16 protein-coding genes, 1 tRNA gene and 1 riboswitch are annotated in these 19,414 nt (G+C 68.2%); of the genes, 9 read left to right on the forward strand and 8 right to left on the reverse strand.

Annotation, left to right across the window (positions count from 1 at the left end; genetic code table 11):
* Nucleotides 1-72 precede the first annotated feature (72 nt).
* Nucleotides 73-603, reverse strand: a complete 531-nt coding sequence (locus I1A62_RS11060) for a YbhB/YbcL family Raf kinase inhibitor-like protein (RefSeq protein ID WP_124395202.1) — start codon at nucleotides 601-603, stop codon at nucleotides 73-75.
* A 33-nt stretch (nucleotides 604-636) separates the two neighbouring features.
* Complete coding sequence (locus I1A62_RS11065) at nucleotides 637-1,989, reverse strand: M20/M25/M40 family metallo-hydrolase (RefSeq protein ID WP_219458717.1); 1,353 nt, start codon at nucleotides 1,987-1,989, stop codon at nucleotides 637-639.
* A gap of 111 nt (nucleotides 1,990-2,100) precedes the next feature.
* Here I1A62_RS11065 and I1A62_RS11070 point away from each other — a divergent pair.
* The 9 genes from I1A62_RS11070 to I1A62_RS11110 all read left to right on the forward strand — a co-directional run bounded on the left by I1A62_RS11070 (nucleotide 2,101) and on the right by I1A62_RS11110 (nucleotide 12,618).
* Nucleotides 2,101-2,186, forward strand: a tRNA-Leu gene (locus I1A62_RS11070).
* 72 nt (nucleotides 2,187-2,258) lie between these two features.
* Complete coding sequence (locus I1A62_RS11075; RefSeq protein ID WP_124395204.1) at nucleotides 2,259-3,710, forward strand: SDR family oxidoreductase; 1,452 nt, start codon at nucleotides 2,259-2,261, stop codon at nucleotides 3,708-3,710.
* A 105-nt stretch (nucleotides 3,711-3,815) separates the two neighbouring features.
* On the forward strand, nucleotides 3,816-4,232 hold the full coding sequence (locus tag I1A62_RS11080) for a universal stress protein (protein WP_124395205.1): 417 nt from the start codon (nucleotides 3,816-3,818) through the stop codon (nucleotides 4,230-4,232).
* Nucleotides 4,233-4,321: 89 nt separating this feature from the next.
* Entirely contained in the window at nucleotides 4,322-4,732 is a 411-nt protein-coding gene (locus I1A62_RS11085) for a DUF2784 domain-containing protein (protein WP_124395206.1), read from the forward strand.
* A gap of 35 nt (nucleotides 4,733-4,767) precedes the next feature.
* On the forward strand, nucleotides 4,768-6,012 hold the full coding sequence (locus tag I1A62_RS11090) for a trans-acting enoyl reductase family protein (protein WP_219458718.1): 1,245 nt from the start codon (nucleotides 4,768-4,770) through the stop codon (nucleotides 6,010-6,012).
* Nucleotides 6,013-6,274: 262 nt separating this feature from the next.
* The gene (locus I1A62_RS11095; protein WP_206010956.1) at nucleotides 6,275-7,240 is read left to right on the forward strand and encodes a sulfite exporter TauE/SafE family protein; all 966 of its coding nucleotides are present in this window, start codon (nucleotides 6,275-6,277) and stop codon (nucleotides 7,238-7,240) included.
* Nucleotides 7,241-7,373: 133 nt separating this feature from the next.
* Nucleotides 7,374-9,554, forward strand: a complete 2,181-nt coding sequence (locus tag I1A62_RS11100) for a malate synthase G (protein WP_219458719.1) — start codon at nucleotides 7,374-7,376, stop codon at nucleotides 9,552-9,554.
* Nucleotides 9,555-9,679: 125 nt separating this feature from the next.
* Complete coding sequence (locus I1A62_RS11105) at nucleotides 9,680-11,467, forward strand: substrate-binding domain-containing protein (RefSeq protein ID WP_219458720.1); 1,788 nt, start codon at nucleotides 9,680-9,682, stop codon at nucleotides 11,465-11,467.
* Entirely contained in the window at nucleotides 11,464-12,618 is a 1,155-nt protein-coding gene (locus I1A62_RS11110; RefSeq protein ID WP_219458721.1) for a metallophosphoesterase, read from the forward strand. The genes I1A62_RS11105 and I1A62_RS11110 overlap by 4 nt, the downstream gene beginning before the upstream one ends.
* Nucleotides 12,619-12,690: 72 nt before the next feature.
* On the opposite strand, the gene gcvP is transcribed toward I1A62_RS11110, so the two are convergent.
* From gcvP to gcvH, 6 genes are all read right to left on the reverse strand, one after another.
* The gene (gene gcvP / locus I1A62_RS11115) at nucleotides 12,691-15,543 is read right to left on the reverse strand and encodes an aminomethyl-transferring glycine dehydrogenase (protein WP_124394327.1); all 2,853 of its coding nucleotides are present in this window, start codon (nucleotides 15,541-15,543) and stop codon (nucleotides 12,691-12,693) included.
* A 174-nt stretch (nucleotides 15,544-15,717) separates the two neighbouring features.
* A riboswitch (glycine riboswitch) is annotated at nucleotides 15,718-15,841 on the reverse strand.
* A 69-nt stretch (nucleotides 15,842-15,910) separates the two neighbouring features.
* The gene (locus tag I1A62_RS11120) at nucleotides 15,911-16,531 is read right to left on the reverse strand and encodes a MerR family transcriptional regulator (protein WP_012687890.1); all 621 of its coding nucleotides are present in this window, start codon (nucleotides 16,529-16,531) and stop codon (nucleotides 15,911-15,913) included.
* A 280-nt stretch (nucleotides 16,532-16,811) separates the two neighbouring features.
* Nucleotides 16,812-17,285: a bifunctional nuclease family protein gene (locus I1A62_RS11125; protein WP_124394326.1), complete on the reverse strand. Its 474-nt coding sequence runs from the start codon at nucleotides 17,283-17,285 to the stop codon at nucleotides 16,812-16,814.
* Nucleotides 17,286-17,434: 149 nt separating this feature from the next.
* Nucleotides 17,435-18,175, reverse strand: coding sequence for a MerR family transcriptional regulator (locus I1A62_RS11130; RefSeq protein WP_124394325.1), 741 nt, complete (start codon nucleotides 18,173-18,175; stop codon nucleotides 17,435-17,437).
* Nucleotides 18,172-18,672 carry a glycogen accumulation regulator GarA gene (gene garA, locus I1A62_RS11135; RefSeq protein WP_009473579.1) on the reverse strand — a complete coding sequence of 167 codons (501 nt, stop codon included), beginning with the start codon at nucleotides 18,670-18,672 and terminating at the stop codon, nucleotides 18,172-18,174. Before garA ends, I1A62_RS11130 begins: the two co-directional genes overlap by 4 nt.
* A gap of 321 nt (nucleotides 18,673-18,993) precedes the next feature.
* Complete coding sequence (gene gcvH / locus I1A62_RS11140) at nucleotides 18,994-19,398, reverse strand: glycine cleavage system protein GcvH (RefSeq protein ID WP_087562140.1); 405 nt, start codon at nucleotides 19,396-19,398, stop codon at nucleotides 18,994-18,996.
* Nucleotides 19,399-19,414: the final 16 nt, after the last annotated feature.

Genomic DNA, 19,414 nt, shown 5'->3' on the forward strand with positions numbered 1-19,414 from the left:
CCCGCACCGAGACCGGAGGCCGGCGAATCCCGAGGATTCGCCGGCCACTCGTCTGTTCCCGAACTACCGGATTTACTGCTCGTACGTCCCCTGGATCTTCGCGCGGGCGATCCCGTGGGAGAACAGGTTGAACCCCAGGAACGCGGGCGTCGAGTCGGCCGTGACCCCGTCGAGGGTCTCCACGTCGACCGCGTGGACCACGATGATGTAGCGGTGCGGCCCATGACCTGCCGGCGGGGCAGCGCCGAGGAAGCGGCTCAGTCCGGCGTCGTTCCTCAGCGTGATCGCACCGGCCGGGAGCCCGGTGCCCTCGTCGTCGCCGGCGCCGCTCACCAGCGTCGTCGTGTCGGCCGGGATGTTCGCGACCGCCCAGTGCCAGAATCCGGACGCCGTCGGCGCGTCGGGGTCGTACACCGTCACCGCGAAGCTCTTGGTCTCGGCGGGGAACCCCGACCACGACAGCTGCGGTGAGTTGTCGTGGCCGCCGGCGCCGAAGATTCCGCTGACCTGTTCCTTGTTCAGCGGCTGCCCGTCGGTGACGTCGGTGGAGGTCAGCTCGAAACTCGGCAGGTCGGGAAGGGCCTCGTACGGGTCGTGTGACATGCGGTTCCTCTCTTGTCGCGTATCGGTTTTCGATCAGCTGTGCAGCAGAAAATGTTCCAGCACGCGTGTACCGAACAGTAGTGCGTCCACGGGTACCCGTTCGTCGACGCCGTGGAACAGCGCGCTGAAATCCAGGTCGGCAGGCAATTGCAGCGGTGCGAATCCGAAGCACCGGATGCCGAGCTTCGCGAACGCCTTGGCGTCGGTTCCGCCCGACAGCATGTACGGCACGGTGCGGGCGCCGGGGTCGTGGGCGAGGATGGCGTCGTTCATGGCGTCGACCAGATGCCCGTCGAACGTGGTCTCGTAGGAGTCGAGCTTCGTGATCCATTCGCGCTGGACGTCCGGTCCGATGAGTTCGTCGATCGTCGCCTCGAACTCGGCCTGCCTGCCGGGCAGGATCCTGCAGTCGACGACGGCCTCCGCGGTCTGCGGGATGACGTTGGCCTTGTAGCCGGCGGACAGCATGGTCGGGTTCGCGGTGTCACGGAGCGTGGCACCGAGGATGTTGGCGATGGAGCCGAGTTTCGCGAGCGTGCCGTCGAGGTCGGGCGATGTCGGGTCGAAGTCGAGTCCGGTCTCCTCGCCTGCCGCTTCGAGAAATTCGGCCACCGAATCGGAGATGACCAGCGGGAACGTGTGTGCCCCCAGCCGGGCGACCGCCTGCGCCAGGATGGTGACGGCGTTGTCGCCGTGCAGGAACGAACCGTGTCCGGCCCGCCCCTTCGCGGTCAGCCGCATCCATCCGAGGCCCTTCTCCGCGGTCTCGACGAGATAGAGCCTGCGGTCCGTGCCGTCCGGGCGGGCGACGGTCAGGGAGAAACCGCCGACCTCCCCGACTGCTTCCGTGACCCCCTCGAACAGATCGGGACGATTCTCGACCAGCCACTGGCAGCCGTACTTGCCACCGGCCTCCTCGTCGGCGACGAACGCGAACACGAGGTCGCGGGGAGGAACGATGCCCTCCGCCTTGAACTGGCGGGCGACCGCCAGGATCATCCCGACCATGTCCTTCATGTCGACGGCGCCGCGACCCCACACGTAGCCGTCCTCGACGGCTCCGGAGAACGGGTGGACGCGCCAATCGGCCGGTTCGGCGGGGACGACGTCGAGGTGACCGTGCAGCAACAGTGCGCCGCGGTCGGGGTCCGAACCCTTCAGCCGTGCGAAGACATTGCCGCGGCCCGGTGCGCCCGACTCCACATATTCGGTCTCGTAGCCCACTTCCTGCAGCTGGGACGCCACCCACTCCGCACACTCGCGCTCGCCCTTCGTCGTCGCGAGCTCTCCGGTGTTGGACGTGTCGAAGCGGATCAATGAACTGACGAGATCCACGACTTCGGCTTCGGCGCGACCCTGGCCTGGGGTTTCCTGTGTAGTTGGCACTCCACTTTCCTACCACCGGTCAGGCGGAAACGCTCAGGTGAGAGGGGCGATTTGGGCCGTGGCGGTTCATCGGTTAATCTTTTGCAGCACCCAGGAAATGGGGGCAGGCAAGTCCGAGTGGCGGAATGGCAGACGCGCTAGCTTGAGGTGCTAGTGTCCTATTAACGGACGTGGGGGTTCAAGTCCCCCCTCGGACACTCTGAGTTGAGACAGACGAAAAAGCCCCGGTTCACTGAACCGGGGCTTTCTTCGTGAGAGGGCGAAGTTCGATGGGTGAAACAACGACGATCGATCCGGCGGATCTCGAGATCTGCCTGAGAGTTCTCGATCTGGCGGCAGACCTCGACGACGCGGATCCCGATTCCGTCACCGTCCAGCGTGCTGTCGGTCACCTTTTCAAGAAGCTGAAGAAGCGCAGGCGGATCGCGGCCCGCGACGCCGTCTCCGAGGCCGACCGCAAGGTCGTCGCCGCCACCGCCACGGGTTCCCCCGACCGGATCGACGACGAGACCGCGGGCATCCTGCTGACGTCGAACGCCGACGGCGCGTCCGCGGGCACCCTGATCCGGCCCCGCCCGTGCTACATCTGCAAGCAGCGCTACACCCGGGTCGATGCGTTCTACCACCAGCTGTGCCCCGACTGCGCGACGAAGAGCCGGGCCAAGAGGGATGCGCGCGCCGACCTCACCGGACGCCGGGCACTGCTGACCGGTGGTCGCGCCAAGATCGGCATGTACATCGCGCTGCGGTTGCTGCGCGACGGCGCCCACACCACCATCACGACACGTTTCCCGAACGACGCCATCCGCCGCTTCAAGGCGATGGAGGACAGCAGCGAGTGGATCCACCGGTTGCGGGTGGTCGGTATCGATCTGCGCGACCCGGCGCAGGTCGTCGCGCTCGCCGACTCCGTCGCCGCGCAGGGCCCGCTGGACATCCTGATCAACAATGCGGCGCAGACGGTGCGACGCTCGCCGGGCGCCTACAGCGCGCTGGCGGACGCCGAATCCGGTGCGCTGCCCTCCGGCGACCTTCCCGACGTCCTGACGTTCGGCAAGACGAGCGACGCCCACCCGGCGGCGCTCGCCGGGTCGCTGTCCGACGTGTCCGTGATGGCGGGCGCCGCGCTGTCCCCCGATGCGGTGAGTTCGCTCGCGCTGGTCGCGAAGTCGGCGTCTCCCGATCGGATCGACCAGGGTCTCGCGATCGACGCCGGCGGTCTGCTGCCCGATCTGGCGCACACCAACAGCTGGGTCCAGACGGTCGAGGAGGTCGACCCGATCGAGCTGCTCGAGGTGCAGTTGTGCAACTCGGTCGCCCCGTTCATCCTCGTGTCCCGGCTGCGGCCCGCGATGGCGGCGGCAGGTGCCCGCCGCAAGTACGTGGTGAACGTCTCCGCGATGGAGGGCCAGTTCAGCCGCGCCTACAAGGGTCCGGGGCATCCGCACACCAACATGGCGAAGGCCGCGCTGAACATGCTCACCCGCACCAGCGCGAAGGAGATGCTCGAGGACGGCATCCTCATGACCGCCGTGGACACGGGGTGGATCACCGACGAGCGGCCGCACTACACCAAGATGCGCCTGGCAGACGAGGGTTTCCATGCCCCCCTCGACCTCGTCGACGGCGCCGCCCGCGTCTACGACCCCATCGTCCAGGGCGAGCAGGGCGTCGATCTGCACGGCTGCTTCCTGAAGGACTACGAGCCCTCACCCTGGTGATCGGGCACCGCGCGGATCCCCGTTCGAGAGCATCGACACAGCAGGAGCACTCTCCGGCACGGGGATAATGGGCGTGGTACCGATCCCTGAATATGGAGGCGCTTCATGGCGATAGCCGTTGTCCACCGAGACAGTCCGGAAGGCCGGGCGGCCATCGTCCACGCCGCCCGCGAGGCTGTGCAACGACGGGAACAGCTACTCGTCCTCCACGTGCTCGACGACGATCCCGGACAGGATGCCGAGTCCGATCGGTCCGCTCTGCGCGCCGAGATCCAGGCGACGCTCGAGAGTGGCGGGGTCGGCGAGTCGTCGTGGGAACTGCGCACCAGCGAACACGACGGCGATCAGGTGAGTGCATTGCGTGCGCTGGTCGACAGCAGCGGCGCGGATCTGCTCGTCGTGGGTACCCGGCGCATGTCCCCGGTCGGCAAGTTCCTGCTGGAACGGTGGCTGCAGCGTCTCCTGCTCGAGGTCGACATTCCGATCCTGGTGGTCAAGGAAGAGGCGCGCGGCTCGGCCTGATTCCGCCGCCGAGCCCGTTCCCCCGTGGACCCGGCAGCCCGCGTCTACGATGGCGTTGGGGGGACACTTCGGAGGTCAGGGGTGCATCGATGGGGAGCGTGGTCTTCTACGAGGTCGTCGCGGGCGCGACGGTTGTCGCACACCTGATCTTCATCCTCTACGTCGTGTGCGGTGGTTTTCTCGCCTGGCGTTGGCCGCGGACCATTGCCCTCCACCTGGCCGCGGTGGCCTGGGGATTCACCGGGCTGATCGTCGGCATCGACTGCCCCCTGACGCATCTGGAGAGCTGGGCGCGGGTCCGCGCCGGGCAGGATCCGCTCCCCTCGTCCGGGTTCATCGCCCACTACCTCACCGGCGTGGTCTACCCGGAATCCGCGGCGGGAGCGATCCAAACTCTCGTGGCGCTGGGCGTGGTCACGTCGTGGGCCGGTTACGTCGTCCTGCGGGTCCGCACGCGGACACCCCTCGCACCGACCCGCCCCGGCGGTGCCGGACTCTGACCCCACCCTTCCCTACCGACGAGTAGGGTCGTGCCATGACAGACAGCACGCGTGAATTGGATCTCGTCGTCTACGGGGCCACCGGCTTCGTCGGCAAACTTCTCGCCGACTATCTCGCTCAGCACGCCCCGGACGGTGTCCGGATCGCGCTCGCGGGACGGACGGCCGCCAAACTGGAGACGGTGCGGTCCTCGCTCGGTCCGCGCGCGGCGGACTGGCCCGTCATAGTCGCGAACTCCGACGACGCCGCGTCGCTGGCCGCCCTGGCGGGACGGACCCGCGTGGTCGCGACGACGGTCGGGCCCTACGCCAAGTACGGACACGCACTGGCCGCGGCCTGCGCCGAGGCGGGCACCGACTACGTCGACCTCACCGGAGAGGTGCTGTTCGCCCGCGAGAGCATCGACGCCAACCACGAACGGGCCCGCGAGACCGGCGCCCGGATCGTCCACTCCTGCGGATTCGACTCCATTCCGTCCGACCTCGGGGTGCACGTCCTGCACGCGAAGGTCCGGGAGGACGGCGCCGGCGAACTCACCGACACCACCCTCGTGGTCACGTCGCTGCGCGGCGGCGTCAGCGGCGGCACGATCGATTCGCTCCGCACTCAGGTCGATGTGTCCAAGAAGGATGCGGCGTCGCGCCGTCTCGCGGCCTCTCCGTACTCGCTGAGCCCCGACCGGTCGAAAGAACCCGATCTCGGCAAGCAGACCGACATGGGCGTGGTCGACGGCAAGACCATCGCGCCCGGCGTCAAGGGCTGGAAGGCGCCGTTCTTCATGGGCCCTTACAACACGCGGGTCGTGCGGCGCAGCAACGCGCTCCGAGACTGGGCGTACGGCCGGGAATTCAAGTACTGCGAGGTCATGAGCGTCGGCAGTTCCCCGATCACGCCGGTGATCGCGGGCGCGGTGACGGTCGGCCTCGGCGCGCTGATCGGCGGCATGGCCCTCCCGCCCACCCGCTACGTCCTCGACCGCGTGCTGCCCTCACCGGGCGACGGTCCCAGCGAGGAGGCGCAACGCAACGGGCACTTCACCGTCGACCTGTACACGACCACGACCACGGGCGCCCACTACACGTCGCGGGTGAAGGCGAAGGGTGACCCCGGCTACCGCGCCACCGCGGTGATGCTCGGCGAGTCCGCGTTGAGTCTCGTCCTCGGCGGCGACGCGCTGCCGGACGCGGCGGGCGTTCTCACTCCGGCGACAGCGCTCGGCGACGTGCTGGTTTCACGGCTGCGCGACGCGGACTTCGAGATCTCTGCGCGAAAACTGTGAGCGGTTGGGCGCGTGTGAAGATGACACGCGCCCACTCCTGCCGCTAATGTCGAACCCTGTGCGCGGACGGCCGTGCACACGACGAGAAATTCGGGAGTTCGAGTGAACGGCACGAGCGCGCAGGCAGGCCCCGCGGCCTCGCTCGCCCTCATGCCCTTCTGGCCCTCCCGCCGAGGCCATGCCTTCGACCAGGGATGTTGCTGACCAGCCTGCTCGCTGGTCTTTGCTGCCCTGACGGTTCGCTCTCTCGGTCGGAGTCTCGATGTTCAAGCTCTTGATTTTCACGCTGGTCGGCGTGGGTGCCCAGCTGGTCGACGGCGCCCTCGGCATGGCGTTCGGTGTGACTGCGACCACCCTGCTCGTGTTCAGCGGCGTCGGACCTGCCCACGCCAGCGCAGCGGTGCACTTCGCCGAGGTCGGCACCACGCTCGCCTCCGGCGCGTCGCACTGGCGGTTCCGCAACATCGATTGGTCCCTCGTGCTGCGCCTGGGCGTCCCCGGCGCGATCGGCGCGTTCCTCGGCGCGACGGTGCTGTCGCAGTTGTCGACGGCCGCCGCCGTCCCCGTGACGTCCACGATCCTGCTGGCGATCGGCGTCTACGTCCTCCTGCGCTTCTCGATCCGTCCTCCCGCCGTCAACGACGCCCGGACGTCGCCGCACACGGCGAAGTTCCTCTCACCGCTCGGACTGTTCGGTGGATTCATCGACGCGAGCGGTGGCGGCGGCTGGGGACCGATCACCACCAGCACGCTGCTCTCGCGAGGCAAGACCGCACCGCGCACCGTCATCGGCTCGGTCAGCGCGTCGGAGTTCCTGGTATCCGCCGCGGCCAGCATCGGATTCATCTTCGGGCTCGGCAGCGACTTCTTCGACAACATCCCGATCATCGCGGGTCTGGCGCTCGGCGGAATCATCGCCGCACCGGTCGCCGCGTGGCTCGTCAGCCGGGTGCCTGCGACCCTTCTGGGCACCGGTGTCGGCGGCATCATCATCATCACCAACGCGCAGAAGCTGTTCAAGACATTCGACGTGACGGGGGCCGTCGCCGCCCTCGGCTACGTCGCGCTCGTGGCGGTGTGGGCCGGACTGCTGGTCGTCGCGTGGCGCCGTTCGCGTCTCAGCGCCGCAGAGGCCGCGGGCGATCTGCACCGGATCGACGCCGAGATCGACGCGCCCAACGAGGCGGACGCGCAGTCCCTGGAGCCGTCCACCGGCGAGAAAGCCTGAGCTCACCTCACACCTCCGCCCGGATCGAGAAGCCGCCGGACATCTGCCACACCGCATCCCTACCAGCGGGTAACATTGGTCGCGGTTCATGGCACCCGTCCGGTGCTCCGATAGCGGAACAGTGAGGCTTTTCATGACTGAGCGTGTTGAGGTCGGCGGTCTGCAGGTCGCGAAGGTGCTCTACGACTTCGTGAACGAGGAGGCGTTGCCGGGCACCGGGATCGACGTCGACGGTTTCTGGTCGGGTGCGGTGAAGGTGTTCGAGGACCTGGCCCCGAAGAACCGGGCCCTGCTCGCCACCCGCGACGAGCTGCAGGCGCAGATCGACCGGTGGCACCGCGACCACACCGGCACCCCCGACCCGGCCGAGTACCGGCAGTTCCTGACCTCGATCGGCTACCTGGTGCCCGCACCGGCCCCGTTCGAGGTGTCCACGGCGAACGTGGACACCGAGATCGCCTCGACCGCCGGCCCGCAGCTGGTGGTCCCGGTCCTCAACGCCCGCTTCGCCCTGAACGCGTCCAACGCCCGCTGGGGGTCGCTGTACGACGCCCTGTACGGCACCAACGCCATCCCCGCGGACGGCGGCGCCGAGCCGGGCACCTCCTACAACACGGTCCGCGGCGACCGGGTCATCGCCTGGGCCCGCCGGTTCCTCGACACCGCCGCCCCCCTCACCGGCGGCTCCCACGCCGACGCGGTCCGGTACACCGTCGACGGGGACACCCTGCGGGTGGAGTTGGCCGACGGCACCGTCACCGCCCTCACCGACCCCGGCAAGTTCGTCGGCTACCTCGGCGACCCGGATGCGCCGTCGTCGGTGTTGCTGCGCAACCACGGCCTGCACGCCGACATCCAGATCGACCCCACCTCCCCGATCGGCCAGACGGACCGGGCCGGGATCAAGGACGTCGTCCTCGAATCCGCGGTCACCACCATCATGGACTTCGAGGACTCCGTCGCCGCCGTCGACGCCGACGACAAGGTCATCGGCTACCGCAACTGGCTCGGTTTGAACCGCGGTGACCTGACCGAGGAGATGACCAAGGGCGGGAAGGCCTTCACCCGCCGGCTGAACCCGGACCGCACCTACACCGCCCCCGACGGCACCGACCTCACGTTGCACGGGCGGTCGCTGCTGTTCGTCCGCAACGTCGGGCACCTGATGACCACCCCGGCGATCCTGCACCCGGACGGCACCGAGGTCCCCGAGGGCATCCTCGACGCCCTCCTCACCTCCCTGTGCGCCATCCACGGCCTCACCCGGTCGGAGGCGTCGGGGCCGCTGGTCAACTCCCGCACCGGGTCGATCTACATCGTCAAACCCAAACAGCACGGCCCCGACGAGGTCGCGTTCACCACCGAACTGTTCGGCCGCGTCGAACAGGTCCTGAACCTGCCCGCCAACACGTTGAAGGTCGGGATCATGGACGAGGAACGGCGCACCACCGTCAACCTCGCCGCCTGCATCCACGAGGCCCGTGAGCGGGTGGTGTTCATCAACACCGGGTTCCTCGACCGCACCGGCGACGAGATCCACACCTCGATGGAGGCCGGGCCGATGATCCGCAAGGCCGAAATGAAACAGCAGACCTGGATCACCGCCTACGAGGACTGGAACGTCGATGTCGGCCTGGCCGCCGGCCTGCAGGGGCGGGCGCAGATCGGCAAGGGCATGTGGGCGATGACCGAACTGATGGCCGAGATGCTCGAGCAGAAGATCGGCCACCCGAAGGCCGGCGCGAACACCGCGTGGGTGCCGTCGCCGACCGGGGCCACCCTGCACGCCACCCACTACCACCAGGTCGACGTGTTCGCCGTCCAGGACCGACTCAAGGGGGCGCCGCGGGCCACCCTCGAGCAGATCCTCACCATCCCCCTCGCCCCGAACACCGACTGGACCGCGGAGCAGAAGCAGCAGGAACTCGACAACAACTGCCAGTCCATCCTCGGCTACGTGGTCCGGTGGATCGACGCCGGCGTCGGCTGCTCCAAGGTCCCCGACATCCACGACGTCGCCCTGATGGAGGACCGCGCCACCCTCCGCATCTCCTCCCAGCTGCTGGCGAACTGGATCCGGCACGGTGTGGTGACCGCCGACCAGGTCGTCGCCTCCCTGCAGCGGATGGCGCCGGTGGTGGACCGGCAGAACGAGGGTGACCCCACCTATCGGCCGCTGGCCCCGGACTTCGACACCAACATCGCGTTCCAGGCCGCCAAGGAACTCATCCTCGACGGCACCAACCAGCCCTCCGGCTACACCGAACCGATCCTGCACCACCGCCGCCGCGAATACAAAGCCGCCAACGCCTGACCCCCACGTGAGTGGCAAAGCGTGCGGGAGCACACTTTGCCACTCACGTATCAGGGGGTCGACACCACGCATCACTACACTGCGAGGGTCAACGTCGAACTCGTCGGACAGGGGCTGGAAGGCACGTGGGGCAGCATCGCGGCGAATCGCGCGCCAGGGGTATCAGCAAGGGGCCTTTGATCGTGCTCGGTCTCGTCGTCGTGCTCGTGCTCGGCGTGCTGGGCTGGATCCAACTGCGTGACCGGATCAACGATCAGGGAGTGGCGGCCGCCGGCGCCTGCGTCGAAGGCGAATCGGTGCTCGCGGTCGCGGCGGATCCCGACATCGCACCCCAGCTGCAGACTCTCGCCGACAAGTACACGGCGACGGCGCCGGTGATACGCGACCAGTGCGTGTCGGTGACGGTCACTGCCGTCGCGTCCGACACCGTGCGGAACGCCCTGTCCGCGGGCCCCGACGGCCCGTGGGACGCAGCGGCATTCGGCCCCCGCCCCGCCCTGTGGATTCCGTCCAGCTCGCATTCCGTCAAGCAGGTGTCGGCGACCGGTGTCATCAGCGGTGAGGCACGTCCGCTGGCGACCAGCCCGGTGGTCCTCGCCGTCCGGACGGCATTCGCGAACGCACCGGGCACGGCGGCGCTCGACTGGAAGGACTTGCCGTCACTGCAAACAGGACGCGATTCCCTCGCGACTCTCGGTCTACCGGGCTGGGGCAGCCTGGGCTTGGCGCTCCCCGTCGGCGCCGGCGCCGAAAGTACGGAGATGGCCGTCGAAGCGGTCGCTGCCGCCGTCACCGGAAGCAGCACCGGCCCGGTGACGGAAGAGCAGGCGCGTTCCATGCCTGTCACGTCGGCACTCACCGATCTGGCGCTCGGATACGAGGCGTCGACGGGGACGAAACCCGCGACGACGCGGGAGGCGCTCACCGCGCTGGCCGAGCAGGGCGACCCCGCCACCTCCGCCATCCATGCGGTCGCGACCACAGAACAGCAGGTCTATCAGGCCCTGCGCGACGCACCCGGAGCAGACATCACCGCAACGATGCCGAAAGGCCCGACGCCCGTAGCAGATCACCCGGCGGCCGTCTTGGCGGGCCCGTCCGTCGACGAGACGCAGAGCCGCGCCGCCGCGCAGTTCGCGGAATTCGTCCGCCGACCCGAACAGGCGCAGGTCCTGGCCGACGCCGGTTTCCGGGTCGAGGGGCTCGCCCGCCCCGACGACACCACGCTGGCCTTTCCCGGTTTCGAATCCACCCTGGTTCCCGCGGACGCCGCCGCTGCCGCCGAGCTGATGCAGGTGATCCGGAATCCGATCTCGCCGCGCACGTCCACCATCCTGCTCGACGTCTCCAGTTCGATGAGCGAACGCGAGGGGACGGCGACACGCCTGGCGAACACGACGGCGGCGCTGGCCGCCCACGTGAATCGTTCCCCGGACTCGTCGAACCTCGGGTTGTGGGAGTACAGCACCACCCTCGACGGGTCCCGGCCGTACACGACCGTCGTCGCCACCGGTCCCCTGTCGGCGGGCGGATTCACCGAGGGCACCCGCCGACAGGCCCTCGACGCCCGGCTCGCCAAGGCGACGTCCGCCACCGGATCCTCGACTTACACGTCGCTCGAGGCCGCCTACAAGAGCGCGGTCGACGGATACACGCCGGGCCGCACCAATTCGGTTCTGCTCGTCACCGACGGCGCCAACGACGATTCCGTCGCGCGCGCGGATTTGCTGTCCGCCGTCGCCGCGGCCTCGAGTACGTCGAAACCGGTCCGCATCGACGTGGTGACGATCGGCGAGAATCCCGACCTCAACACGTTGCAGACGCTGGCCGATCGCACCGGCGGGTCCCTGGAGAAGGTCGCGTCCTCGGACGGGGCGGCATTGCCGACCGCGATCAGCAAGCTTCTGTCGTGACGAGGCTCCTGGTCTTCGCGGTCTTCCTCGCGCTCGTCACCTGGTTCCTTCATCGGCGGCTCGTCCGGGCCACCGGTTTGGGGCGCCCCTGGTCGATGGTCGTCGACGTGACCCTCGTCGTTCTGTGGGTTCTCGCCGTGATCGGCGTGGGCAGCGGCGAAGCCTTCGACCCGGGATGGGCGCGTCCACCGGGGTGGGTGGGCTGGGTGTGGCTCGGCGCGATGTTCTATCTGGTGCTCGGACTTCTCCTAGTCGCCCTGGTGTCGCTGCTCACCCGGCTGTTCGCCCGCCTGCGCGGCAGAGGGCGCGACGAACAGGTCGATCTGTCCCGTCGGCGAGGTCTGCGCGTCGCCACCGCGGTCGTGGTCGTGGGTGCCGTCGCCGCTGCCGGTTACGGGGTGCGCGAGGCCGCTCGTCCACGGATCGTGCGGGTCCGGGTACCGCTGCAGCGCCTCCCCGCCGAGTTCGAGGGTGTGCGCGTGGCGCTCGTCTCCGACCTGCACGTCGGCCCGGCGCGAGGAGTCGATTTCACGCGCCGCGTGGTCGATCTCGTGAACGCGGAGCGGCCGGATCTCGTCGCGATCGCGGGCGATTTGGTCGACGGGACCGTCGCGAAGGTAGCGCCCGACCTACTGCCGCTCGGCGACCTCGAAGCCCCGCTCGGGGTGTTCGGGGTCAGCGGCAACCACGAGTTCTACGCCGACGACGGTGGCCGGTGGCTCGATGTGTGGGACCGCCTGGGCATCAGGACGCTGCGCAACGAACACGCGACGATCACGCGGGACGGCGCCGCCATCGACATCGCGGGCATCCACGACTACTCGTCGCCGGCCCCGTACGAACCGGACCTCCCTGCCGCGCTCGCGGGGCGCGATCCGTCGACGTTCGTCGTGCTGCTCGCGCACGAACCGCGACAGGCCCTGGAGGCGTCGGATCTCGGTGTGGACCTGCAACTGTCGGGGCACACGCACGGTGGCCAGATGTGGCCGCTGAATTACCTGGTGCCCCTGCAGCAGCCGTCGGTGGCGGGACTCGACCGGATCGGGAACACCGTCCTCTACACGACCCGCGGCGTCGGCGCGTGGGGACCGCCCGTGCGGGTCGGCGCCCCACCGGAGATCACGATCCTCGAACTGGTGCGCGCGGACTGACCTGCGCACGGACTGACCTGCGCACGGACTGAGGCGGGACCCGTCCCGCCGAAGCGGGACGGGCCTCCGGTGTCAGGCGCCTTCGAATGCGGAGATCGGCGGGCAGGAGCACACGAGGTTGCGGTCGCCGTGCGCGCCGTCGATGCGGCGCACCGCGGGCCACACCTTCGGCCGGGCCTTGCCGCGGGGGAACACCGCCGTCTCGCGGGTGTAGGGGTGGTTCCATTCCGCCGCCAGGCAGCCCGCCGTGTGCGGGGCGCCGCGCAGCGGGTTGTCGTCCACCGTCCACTCCCCCGAGCCGACGCGGTCGATCTCGGCGCGGATCGCGATCATCGCCTCACAGAAGGCGTCGATCTCTTCGAGGTTCTCGCTCTCGGTGGGCTCCACCATCAGCGTGCCCGCCACCGGGAAGCTCATCGTCGGTGCGTGAAAACCGTAGTCGGCGAGACGCTTTGCGACGTCGTCCACGGTCACACCGGTGTCCTTGGTGATCGGCCGGAGGTCGAGGATGCACTCGTGGGCCACCATTCCGCCCTCGCCCGTGTAGAGGACGGGGAAGTACTCGTCCAAGCGGCGCGCGATGTAGTTGGCCGACGCGATGGCGGTCAGGCTGGCGCGGCGCAGTCCGACGGCGCCCATCATCCGGATGTACGCCCACGTGATGGGCAGGATCGACGCGCTGCCGTACGGGGCCGCGGAGATCGGGCCTGCGGTGCCGAGTTCGGGTGCGAGCGGATGTCCGGGCAGGAACGGTGTGAGGTGCGACCGCACACCGATCGGACCGACACCGGGGCCGCCGCCGCCGTGCGGGATGCAGAACGTCTTGTGCAGGTTGAGGTGGCTGACGTCGCCGCCAAACCGTCCGGGCCTGGCCAGACCGACCAGGGCGTTGAGGTTGGCGCCGTCGACGTACACCTGGCCGCCTGCGTCGTGGACGGCGGCGCAGATGTCGGCGATCTCGTGCTCGTACACCCCGTGGGTGGACGGGTAGGTGATCATGATCGCCGCGAGGCGCTCTGCGTGGTCCGCGATCTTCGCCCGCAGATCGTCGAGGTCCACGTCACCGTTCGGGCGGCAGGCGACAACCTCGACGCGCATCCCGGCCATGACCGCCGAGGCGGCGTTGGTGCCGTGGGCGCTCGACGGGATGAGGCAGGTGTCGCGGTGGTCGTCGCCGCGGCTGAGGTGGTAGTTGCGGATCGCGAGCAGTCCGGCGTACTCGCCCTGGCTGCCGGCATTCGGCTGCAGGCTGACGGCGTCGTAGCCGGTGACGGCGACGAGCCAGTTCTCGAGGTCCTTGATGATGCGGAGAATTCCCGGGGTGTCCCCGGTGGGCGCGAACGGGTGCAGTCCGGCGAATGCGGGCCAGGTGATCGCTTCCATCTCGGCGGTCGCATTGAGCTTCATCGTGCAGGAGCCCAGCGGGATCATGCTGCGGTCGAGTGCGATGTCCTTGTCGGACAACGCCCGCAGGTAGCGCAGCATCGCCGTTTCGGTGCGGTACCGGGTGAACGCCTCGTGCTGCAGGTAGTCGGATCCGCGGAGCTGCGCGTCCGGGACGGACGTGCCCGCCTCGGGGGCCACGGCGCCATCGCCGCCGAACGCCGCCAGCACGTGGGCGACGTCGTCGTCGGTGGTGGCCTCGTCACAGGCGACGGCGACGTGATCGGCGTCGACGAGCCGCAGGTTGATGCCGGCGTCCTTCGCCTTCGCCACGACGTCCGCCGCCCGGCCGTCGACGCGCACGAGGATCGTGTCGAAGAACTGCTCGTGCACGACGACGGACCCGGTCTTGCGGAGGGCGGCCGCCAGGGAATGTGCCGTGTTCGCGACGCGCAGCGCGATCGCCTTCAGACCCTCGGCGCCGTGGTAGCTGGCGTACATGGCCGCGAGAATCGCGAGGAGCACCTGCGCGGTGCAGATGTTCGAGGTCGCCTTCTCACGGCGAATGTGCTGCTCGCGGGTCTGCAGTGCCAGCCGGTAGGCCTTGTCGCCGTCGGCGTCGACGGAGACGCCCACCAGGCGGCCGGGGAGCTGGCGTGCGTGCTTGGTGTGCACGGCCAGGTAGCCGGCGTGCGGGCCACCGAAGCCCATGGGGACACCGAACCGCTGGGTGGTGCCGAAGCAGGCGTCGGCACCGATCTCGCCGGGCGGGGTGAGGAGAGTCAGCGCCAGCAGGTCCGCTCCGACCGCGACCAGTGCGCCGCGCTCGTGGGCTGCGGCGATTACGTCGGCGTAGTCGGCGATGCGGCCGGACGCGCCGGGCATCTGCCCGAGGACGCCGAAGAAGTCGCCGTCCGGCAGGCCTGCGGACAGGTCGGCCACCACGATCTCGATGCCGAGCGGCTCGGCCCGGGTCTCGACGACGGCCAGCGTCTGCGGGAACAGGTCGGCGTCGACGACGAACCGCGGGGACTTGCTCTTGCTCGCCCGGCGCAGCAGGGTCATCGCCTCGGCGGCGGCGGTGGCCTCGTCGAGCATCGACGAGTTGGCGACCTCCATGCCGGTCAGGTCGGCGACCATCGTCTGGAAGTTGAGGAGGGCCTCGAGGCGGCCCTGGCTGATTTCGGGCTGGTACGGCGTGTAGGCCGTGTACCAGGCCGGGTTCTCGATGATGTTCCGGATCAGAACCGGCGGGGTGAGGGTGTCGTAGTAGCCGAGCCCGATCATGGACGTCGCCACGGTGTTCTGCGCGGCGAGTGCGGACAGTTCGGCGAGCGCCTCGTGCTCGGAGACCGGTGCGGGCAGGGCGTCGAGGCCGTCGGCGATCCCACTCGTGACCCCGTCCAGGATGACGGCGGGAACGGCTTTCGACGCGAGGTCGTCCAGCGAATCGGCCCCGACCAGTTCGAGAATGTGCGCGAGTTCCGCAGCGTTCGGGCCGACATGACGATCGGCGAATGTACGGCTTCCAGCGTCGATCACGACAACTCCCAAGCAGTTCGGAGGACCAGGACACGCCCCGCTCTGCGGAACGTCCCTCCCCCTCTGTCGCCTGCTCGGGTCGAGCGCCTGAGAGATTCGGTACCGTCGTTCACGTGTGAAGACGGCCCTTTCCCCGTGGGCGGGTGGGTGCTCCCACCGCTTTCCAGAGGCGTCGGAGCCCGCACGGTCCTGTTTGCCTGAGAGATTGACGGGGAGGTGTTGCTCCTTCGGCGCCCGAACTCCCACACACACGATGCTGCTGTGCATGCAGTGCCCGGAACTCTCCCGCACGGCGTCGACGCACCGCCAGTCTATGTCACGAGCACAGAGAGCGGCGCCACCAGCGCCGCGCTCCAGGGGTTGCGGCCTAGCCCGTCTTGCGGCTCGCGCGGTTCTTGCGCCGCGACGCCAGCTCGTCCTCGGGGCTCTGCTCGCTCTCGCCGCCGTCGGCGCGCTCTGCGGGGAAATCGGCGATGGTGCCGGTCAGTTCGCGCATTGCACCACTGACCGCGATACCGAACACACCCTGCCCACCCTGGAGCAGGTCGACGACCTCCTCGGCCGACGTGCACTCGTAGACCGTGGTCCCGTCCGAGAAAAGTGTGATCTTGGCCAAGTCCCGCACTCCGCGCTTACGCAGGTGGTCGACGGCCACGCGAATGTTCTGCAAGGAGATTCCGGTGTCGAGCAGGCGCTTGACGATCTTGAGGACGAGGATGTCCTTGAACGAGTACAGCCGTTGGCTGCCCGACCCGGCCGCGCCACGGATGGACGGCACCACGAGGGATGTGCGAGCCCAGTAATCGAGCTGGCGGTAGGTGATTCCCGCGATCTGGCAGGCGATGGGGACGCGGTATCCGACGAGGTCGTCGGGCACGGAATCGTCCGGGAAGAGGCCCGGCTGGATCTCCTCGGAGCTGAACTCGGGCTCGGCAACGTTGTCGCCGGGCGCAAGATTCAGCGCATTCTCCTGCGGCCGATCTCCCACTGACTACTCCCTCTCGCATGTTGCACTGAACCCGACGATCAGTGCGCCTGTGACGCGCGTCGCCAGTGTCCGCGGCAATCCGCAGCACATCGAGCGGCGCAAGCGCCACCAGTGACATCGAGCTAGTCCGTACCCTGAACCTACTCAGCGTACGCCCGATACAATCTGCAGGGCAGAAAATCACTGCACCGAACGCTATGACTCCGAGGAGACCGGGTCAACGCAACGCGCCGGAAGAACCTCAACCGTTACTGCGCCGGCGGCTCTTCCGCTGGAGAAACTAGCCGTCGGTGGCCTTGAAATCGTCCGGCGACACGGACTCGAGGAATTCCTTGAACTTCTCGACCTCGTCCTCACGCTCGTCGGGCATGACCAGACCGGCCTCCGTGAGCACCGATTCCTCGGCGAAGATCGGGACCCCGATGCGCAGTGCGATGGCGATGGAGTCGGACGGGCGGGCCGAGACGCGAGTGTTCTGGTCGAACACCAGGTCGGCGTAGAACGTGCCCTCGCGGAGCTCGACGATGCGGACTTCCTTCAGAGTGCGACCGAACGCTTCGATCAGGTTCTTGATCAGGTCGTGGGTCAGCGGACGCGCCGGCTCGACACCCTGCTGCTCGAGTGCGATGGCGGTGGCCTCGGTCTGCCCGATCCAGATGGGCAGGTACCGCTCGCCGTCGGTTTCCCGCAGCAGCAGGACAGGTTGATTCTGGGGCTGCTCGACACGAACTCCGATCACGTGCATTTCGCTCATCGCGTCTGCCTCCACCCTGCAATGGTCCGTCCGCGGCACACAATGCCGTACCAGGATTCTATTCGATTCGTGTCTGCTCTTCGACCGTACAGCCGTTCGAGCGCAGCGTCGTTGGGAAGTTCCGAGGTGGGACCGCCGGCGAACTCACCTCACCGATCGAGCGCACCTCGGACGGCCGACTTCACCAGGCATGTGTGCAACGTCAGAGACAGCGCGGCCAGTTCCCGCACCATCTCCTCGGCGCGATCCCGTGCGCCGGCGTCGCGGCCCTTGGCGACGGGCCCGGCGATCTGCGCGACCAACCCGGCCTCGCGGTCGGCGGCCAGTTTGAACGCCCGCAGGTGCCGCACCTCGAGTCCGAACTCGGACATCGCCCTCGCGGTGCGCGCCAGGGTCACCGCGTCTTCGTCGAAGAACCCCGCGGGCCCGGGAACCACCAGGCCGCCCCGGGTCAGCTCGACGAGGAATTTCTCGTCGATCCCGGCCCGGGAGATCAGGTCGTCGCGGCTGATCCGCACCTCGCGGTCGGGGCGGAATTCCTCCGGGGACACCTCTCCCGGGGCCACGGTGAGCGCGCGCGGCCGGCGCGGCGAAGAATCGCCTGCGCCGACCGTGGCCACACCTCTGTCGATGGCCTCGAGCTGCTCCTTGATGACCTTCAGCGGCAGATACTGATCGCGCTGCGCCGTCAGGACGTAGCGCAGTCGTTCAGTGTCGGCAATCGAGAATCGCCGATACCCCGAGGGAGTGCGCTGCGGGCTGATGAGACCCTCGGCTTCGAGGAATCGGATCTTCGAGATCGTCACATCAGGAAAATCGGGGCGCAGTCGATCCAGCACGGAGCCGATCGACATCCCCGAATGCGCCTGCTGCTGCCGCACCGCGGTCATTGGCTACCCGCACCAGCTGACGTCTCACCGATCTGCGACCCACCGGCCGTGGTCCGGGGTCCGGTCAGGAAGACCAGCCGGAACTTGCCGATCTGCACCTCGTCGCCGTTCGCGAGGACTGCCGAGTCGACCGGCTCACGGTTGACATAGGTGCCGTTGAGGCTGCCGACGTCGACCACCTGGAACTCGTCGTCCTCCTGGCGGAACTCCGCATGACGACGGCTGACGGTCACGTCGTCGAGGAAGATGTCGCTGTCGGGATGCCGTCCTGCGGACGTCGTCGGCTGGTCGAGCAGGAAGCGCGACCCTGCGTTCGGTCCACGCTTGACGACGAGCAGAGCAGAGCCCGCGGGCAGTCCCTCCACACCCGACACCGGAGCCTCCGGAGCCTGGGTTGCCGAGGAGTTGTCGAGCTCATTGAGAAAGTCCGCGCGGAAGACCGACGTGGTTTCCGCCGGCGTCTCCCCATAGACCGCGTCGTTGCCGTTCTCGCTCACCGTTTCTCCTCCTAGTTCGATCATCCAGCAAGATTCGCTGGACTACGCAATGCCACTCGGTACTACATAATTCGGTTCCCGTGCACATTAACTTCTGTGCAAACTCCCACGATCACATTCAAACTACGGACCTGCGCCCCGACACGGCACATGCGTTCAACATTGACCGTACCCTGCGCACGCCGGTGCGTGTAGTGAGACAGGCCGCCAGTACATTACGAACCGGTATTCCGACAGCGGATTTCTCCGGCAACCCCGTTTTCCGGGCTGTCGGCACCTTCCGAAACTATCCGATTACCGCTTCGCGTGTTCGGCGGCAAATTATCCTGCCGTGATGTCTGCATACCCGGCGGCGTCCAGCATTTCGGCCAGTGCGGCGTCGAGGGTCGCCTCGTCGTCGACGCCGAGTTCCACCAGCCACCCCTGCCCGTAGGGCGCGGAGTTCACGAGTTCCGGGTTGCCGTCCAGATCAGCGTTGGCGGCAACGACTTTCGCCGTCAGCGGGGCGAAGATGTCGGAGACGCTCTTGGTGGATTCCACCTCGCCGAACGATTCGCCCGCCGTCACGTCCTCGTCGACGGCCGGAAGCTGGACGAACACGACGTCGCCGAGCTGGGACTGCGCGAAATCGGTGATGCCGACGCGTACCGTCGTGGGCCCCGTCCGCTCGACCCACTCGTGTTCGGCGGTGTACCGACGATCGGCGGGGATTTCGAGCTCACTCACAGTGGCTTCCTTTCGA

The organism is Rhodococcus sp. USK10, from assembly GCF_019378875.1.
Lineage (GTDB): Bacteria > Actinomycetota > Actinomycetes > Mycobacteriales > Mycobacteriaceae > Rhodococcus_F > Rhodococcus_F pseudokoreensis.

Coding starts and splice junctions, on each gene's coding strand:
- I1A62_RS11060 (WP_124395202.1), bottom strand. CDS start 603: ATGTCACACGACCCGTACGAGGCCCTTCCCGACCTGCCGAGTTTCGAG.
- I1A62_RS11075 (WP_124395204.1), top strand. CDS start 2,259: ATGGGTGAAACAACGACGATCGATCCGGCGGATCTCGAGATCTGCCTG.
- I1A62_RS11080 (WP_124395205.1), top strand. CDS start 3,816: ATGGCGATAGCCGTTGTCCACCGAGACAGTCCGGAAGGCCGGGCGGCC.
- I1A62_RS11085 (WP_124395206.1), top strand. CDS start 4,322: ATGGGGAGCGTGGTCTTCTACGAGGTCGTCGCGGGCGCGACGGTTGTC.
- I1A62_RS11090 (WP_219458718.1), top strand. CDS start 4,768: ATGACAGACAGCACGCGTGAATTGGATCTCGTCGTCTACGGGGCCACC.
- I1A62_RS11095 (WP_206010956.1), top strand. CDS start 6,275: ATGTTCAAGCTCTTGATTTTCACGCTGGTCGGCGTGGGTGCCCAGCTG.
- I1A62_RS11100 (WP_219458719.1), top strand. CDS start 7,374: ATGACTGAGCGTGTTGAGGTCGGCGGTCTGCAGGTCGCGAAGGTGCTC.
- I1A62_RS11125 (WP_124394326.1), bottom strand. CDS start 17,285: ATGAGCGAAATGCACGTGATCGGAGTTCGTGTCGAGCAGCCCCAGAAT.
- I1A62_RS11130 (WP_124394325.1), bottom strand. CDS start 18,175: ATGACCGCGGTGCGGCAGCAGCAGGCGCATTCGGGGATGTCGATCGGC.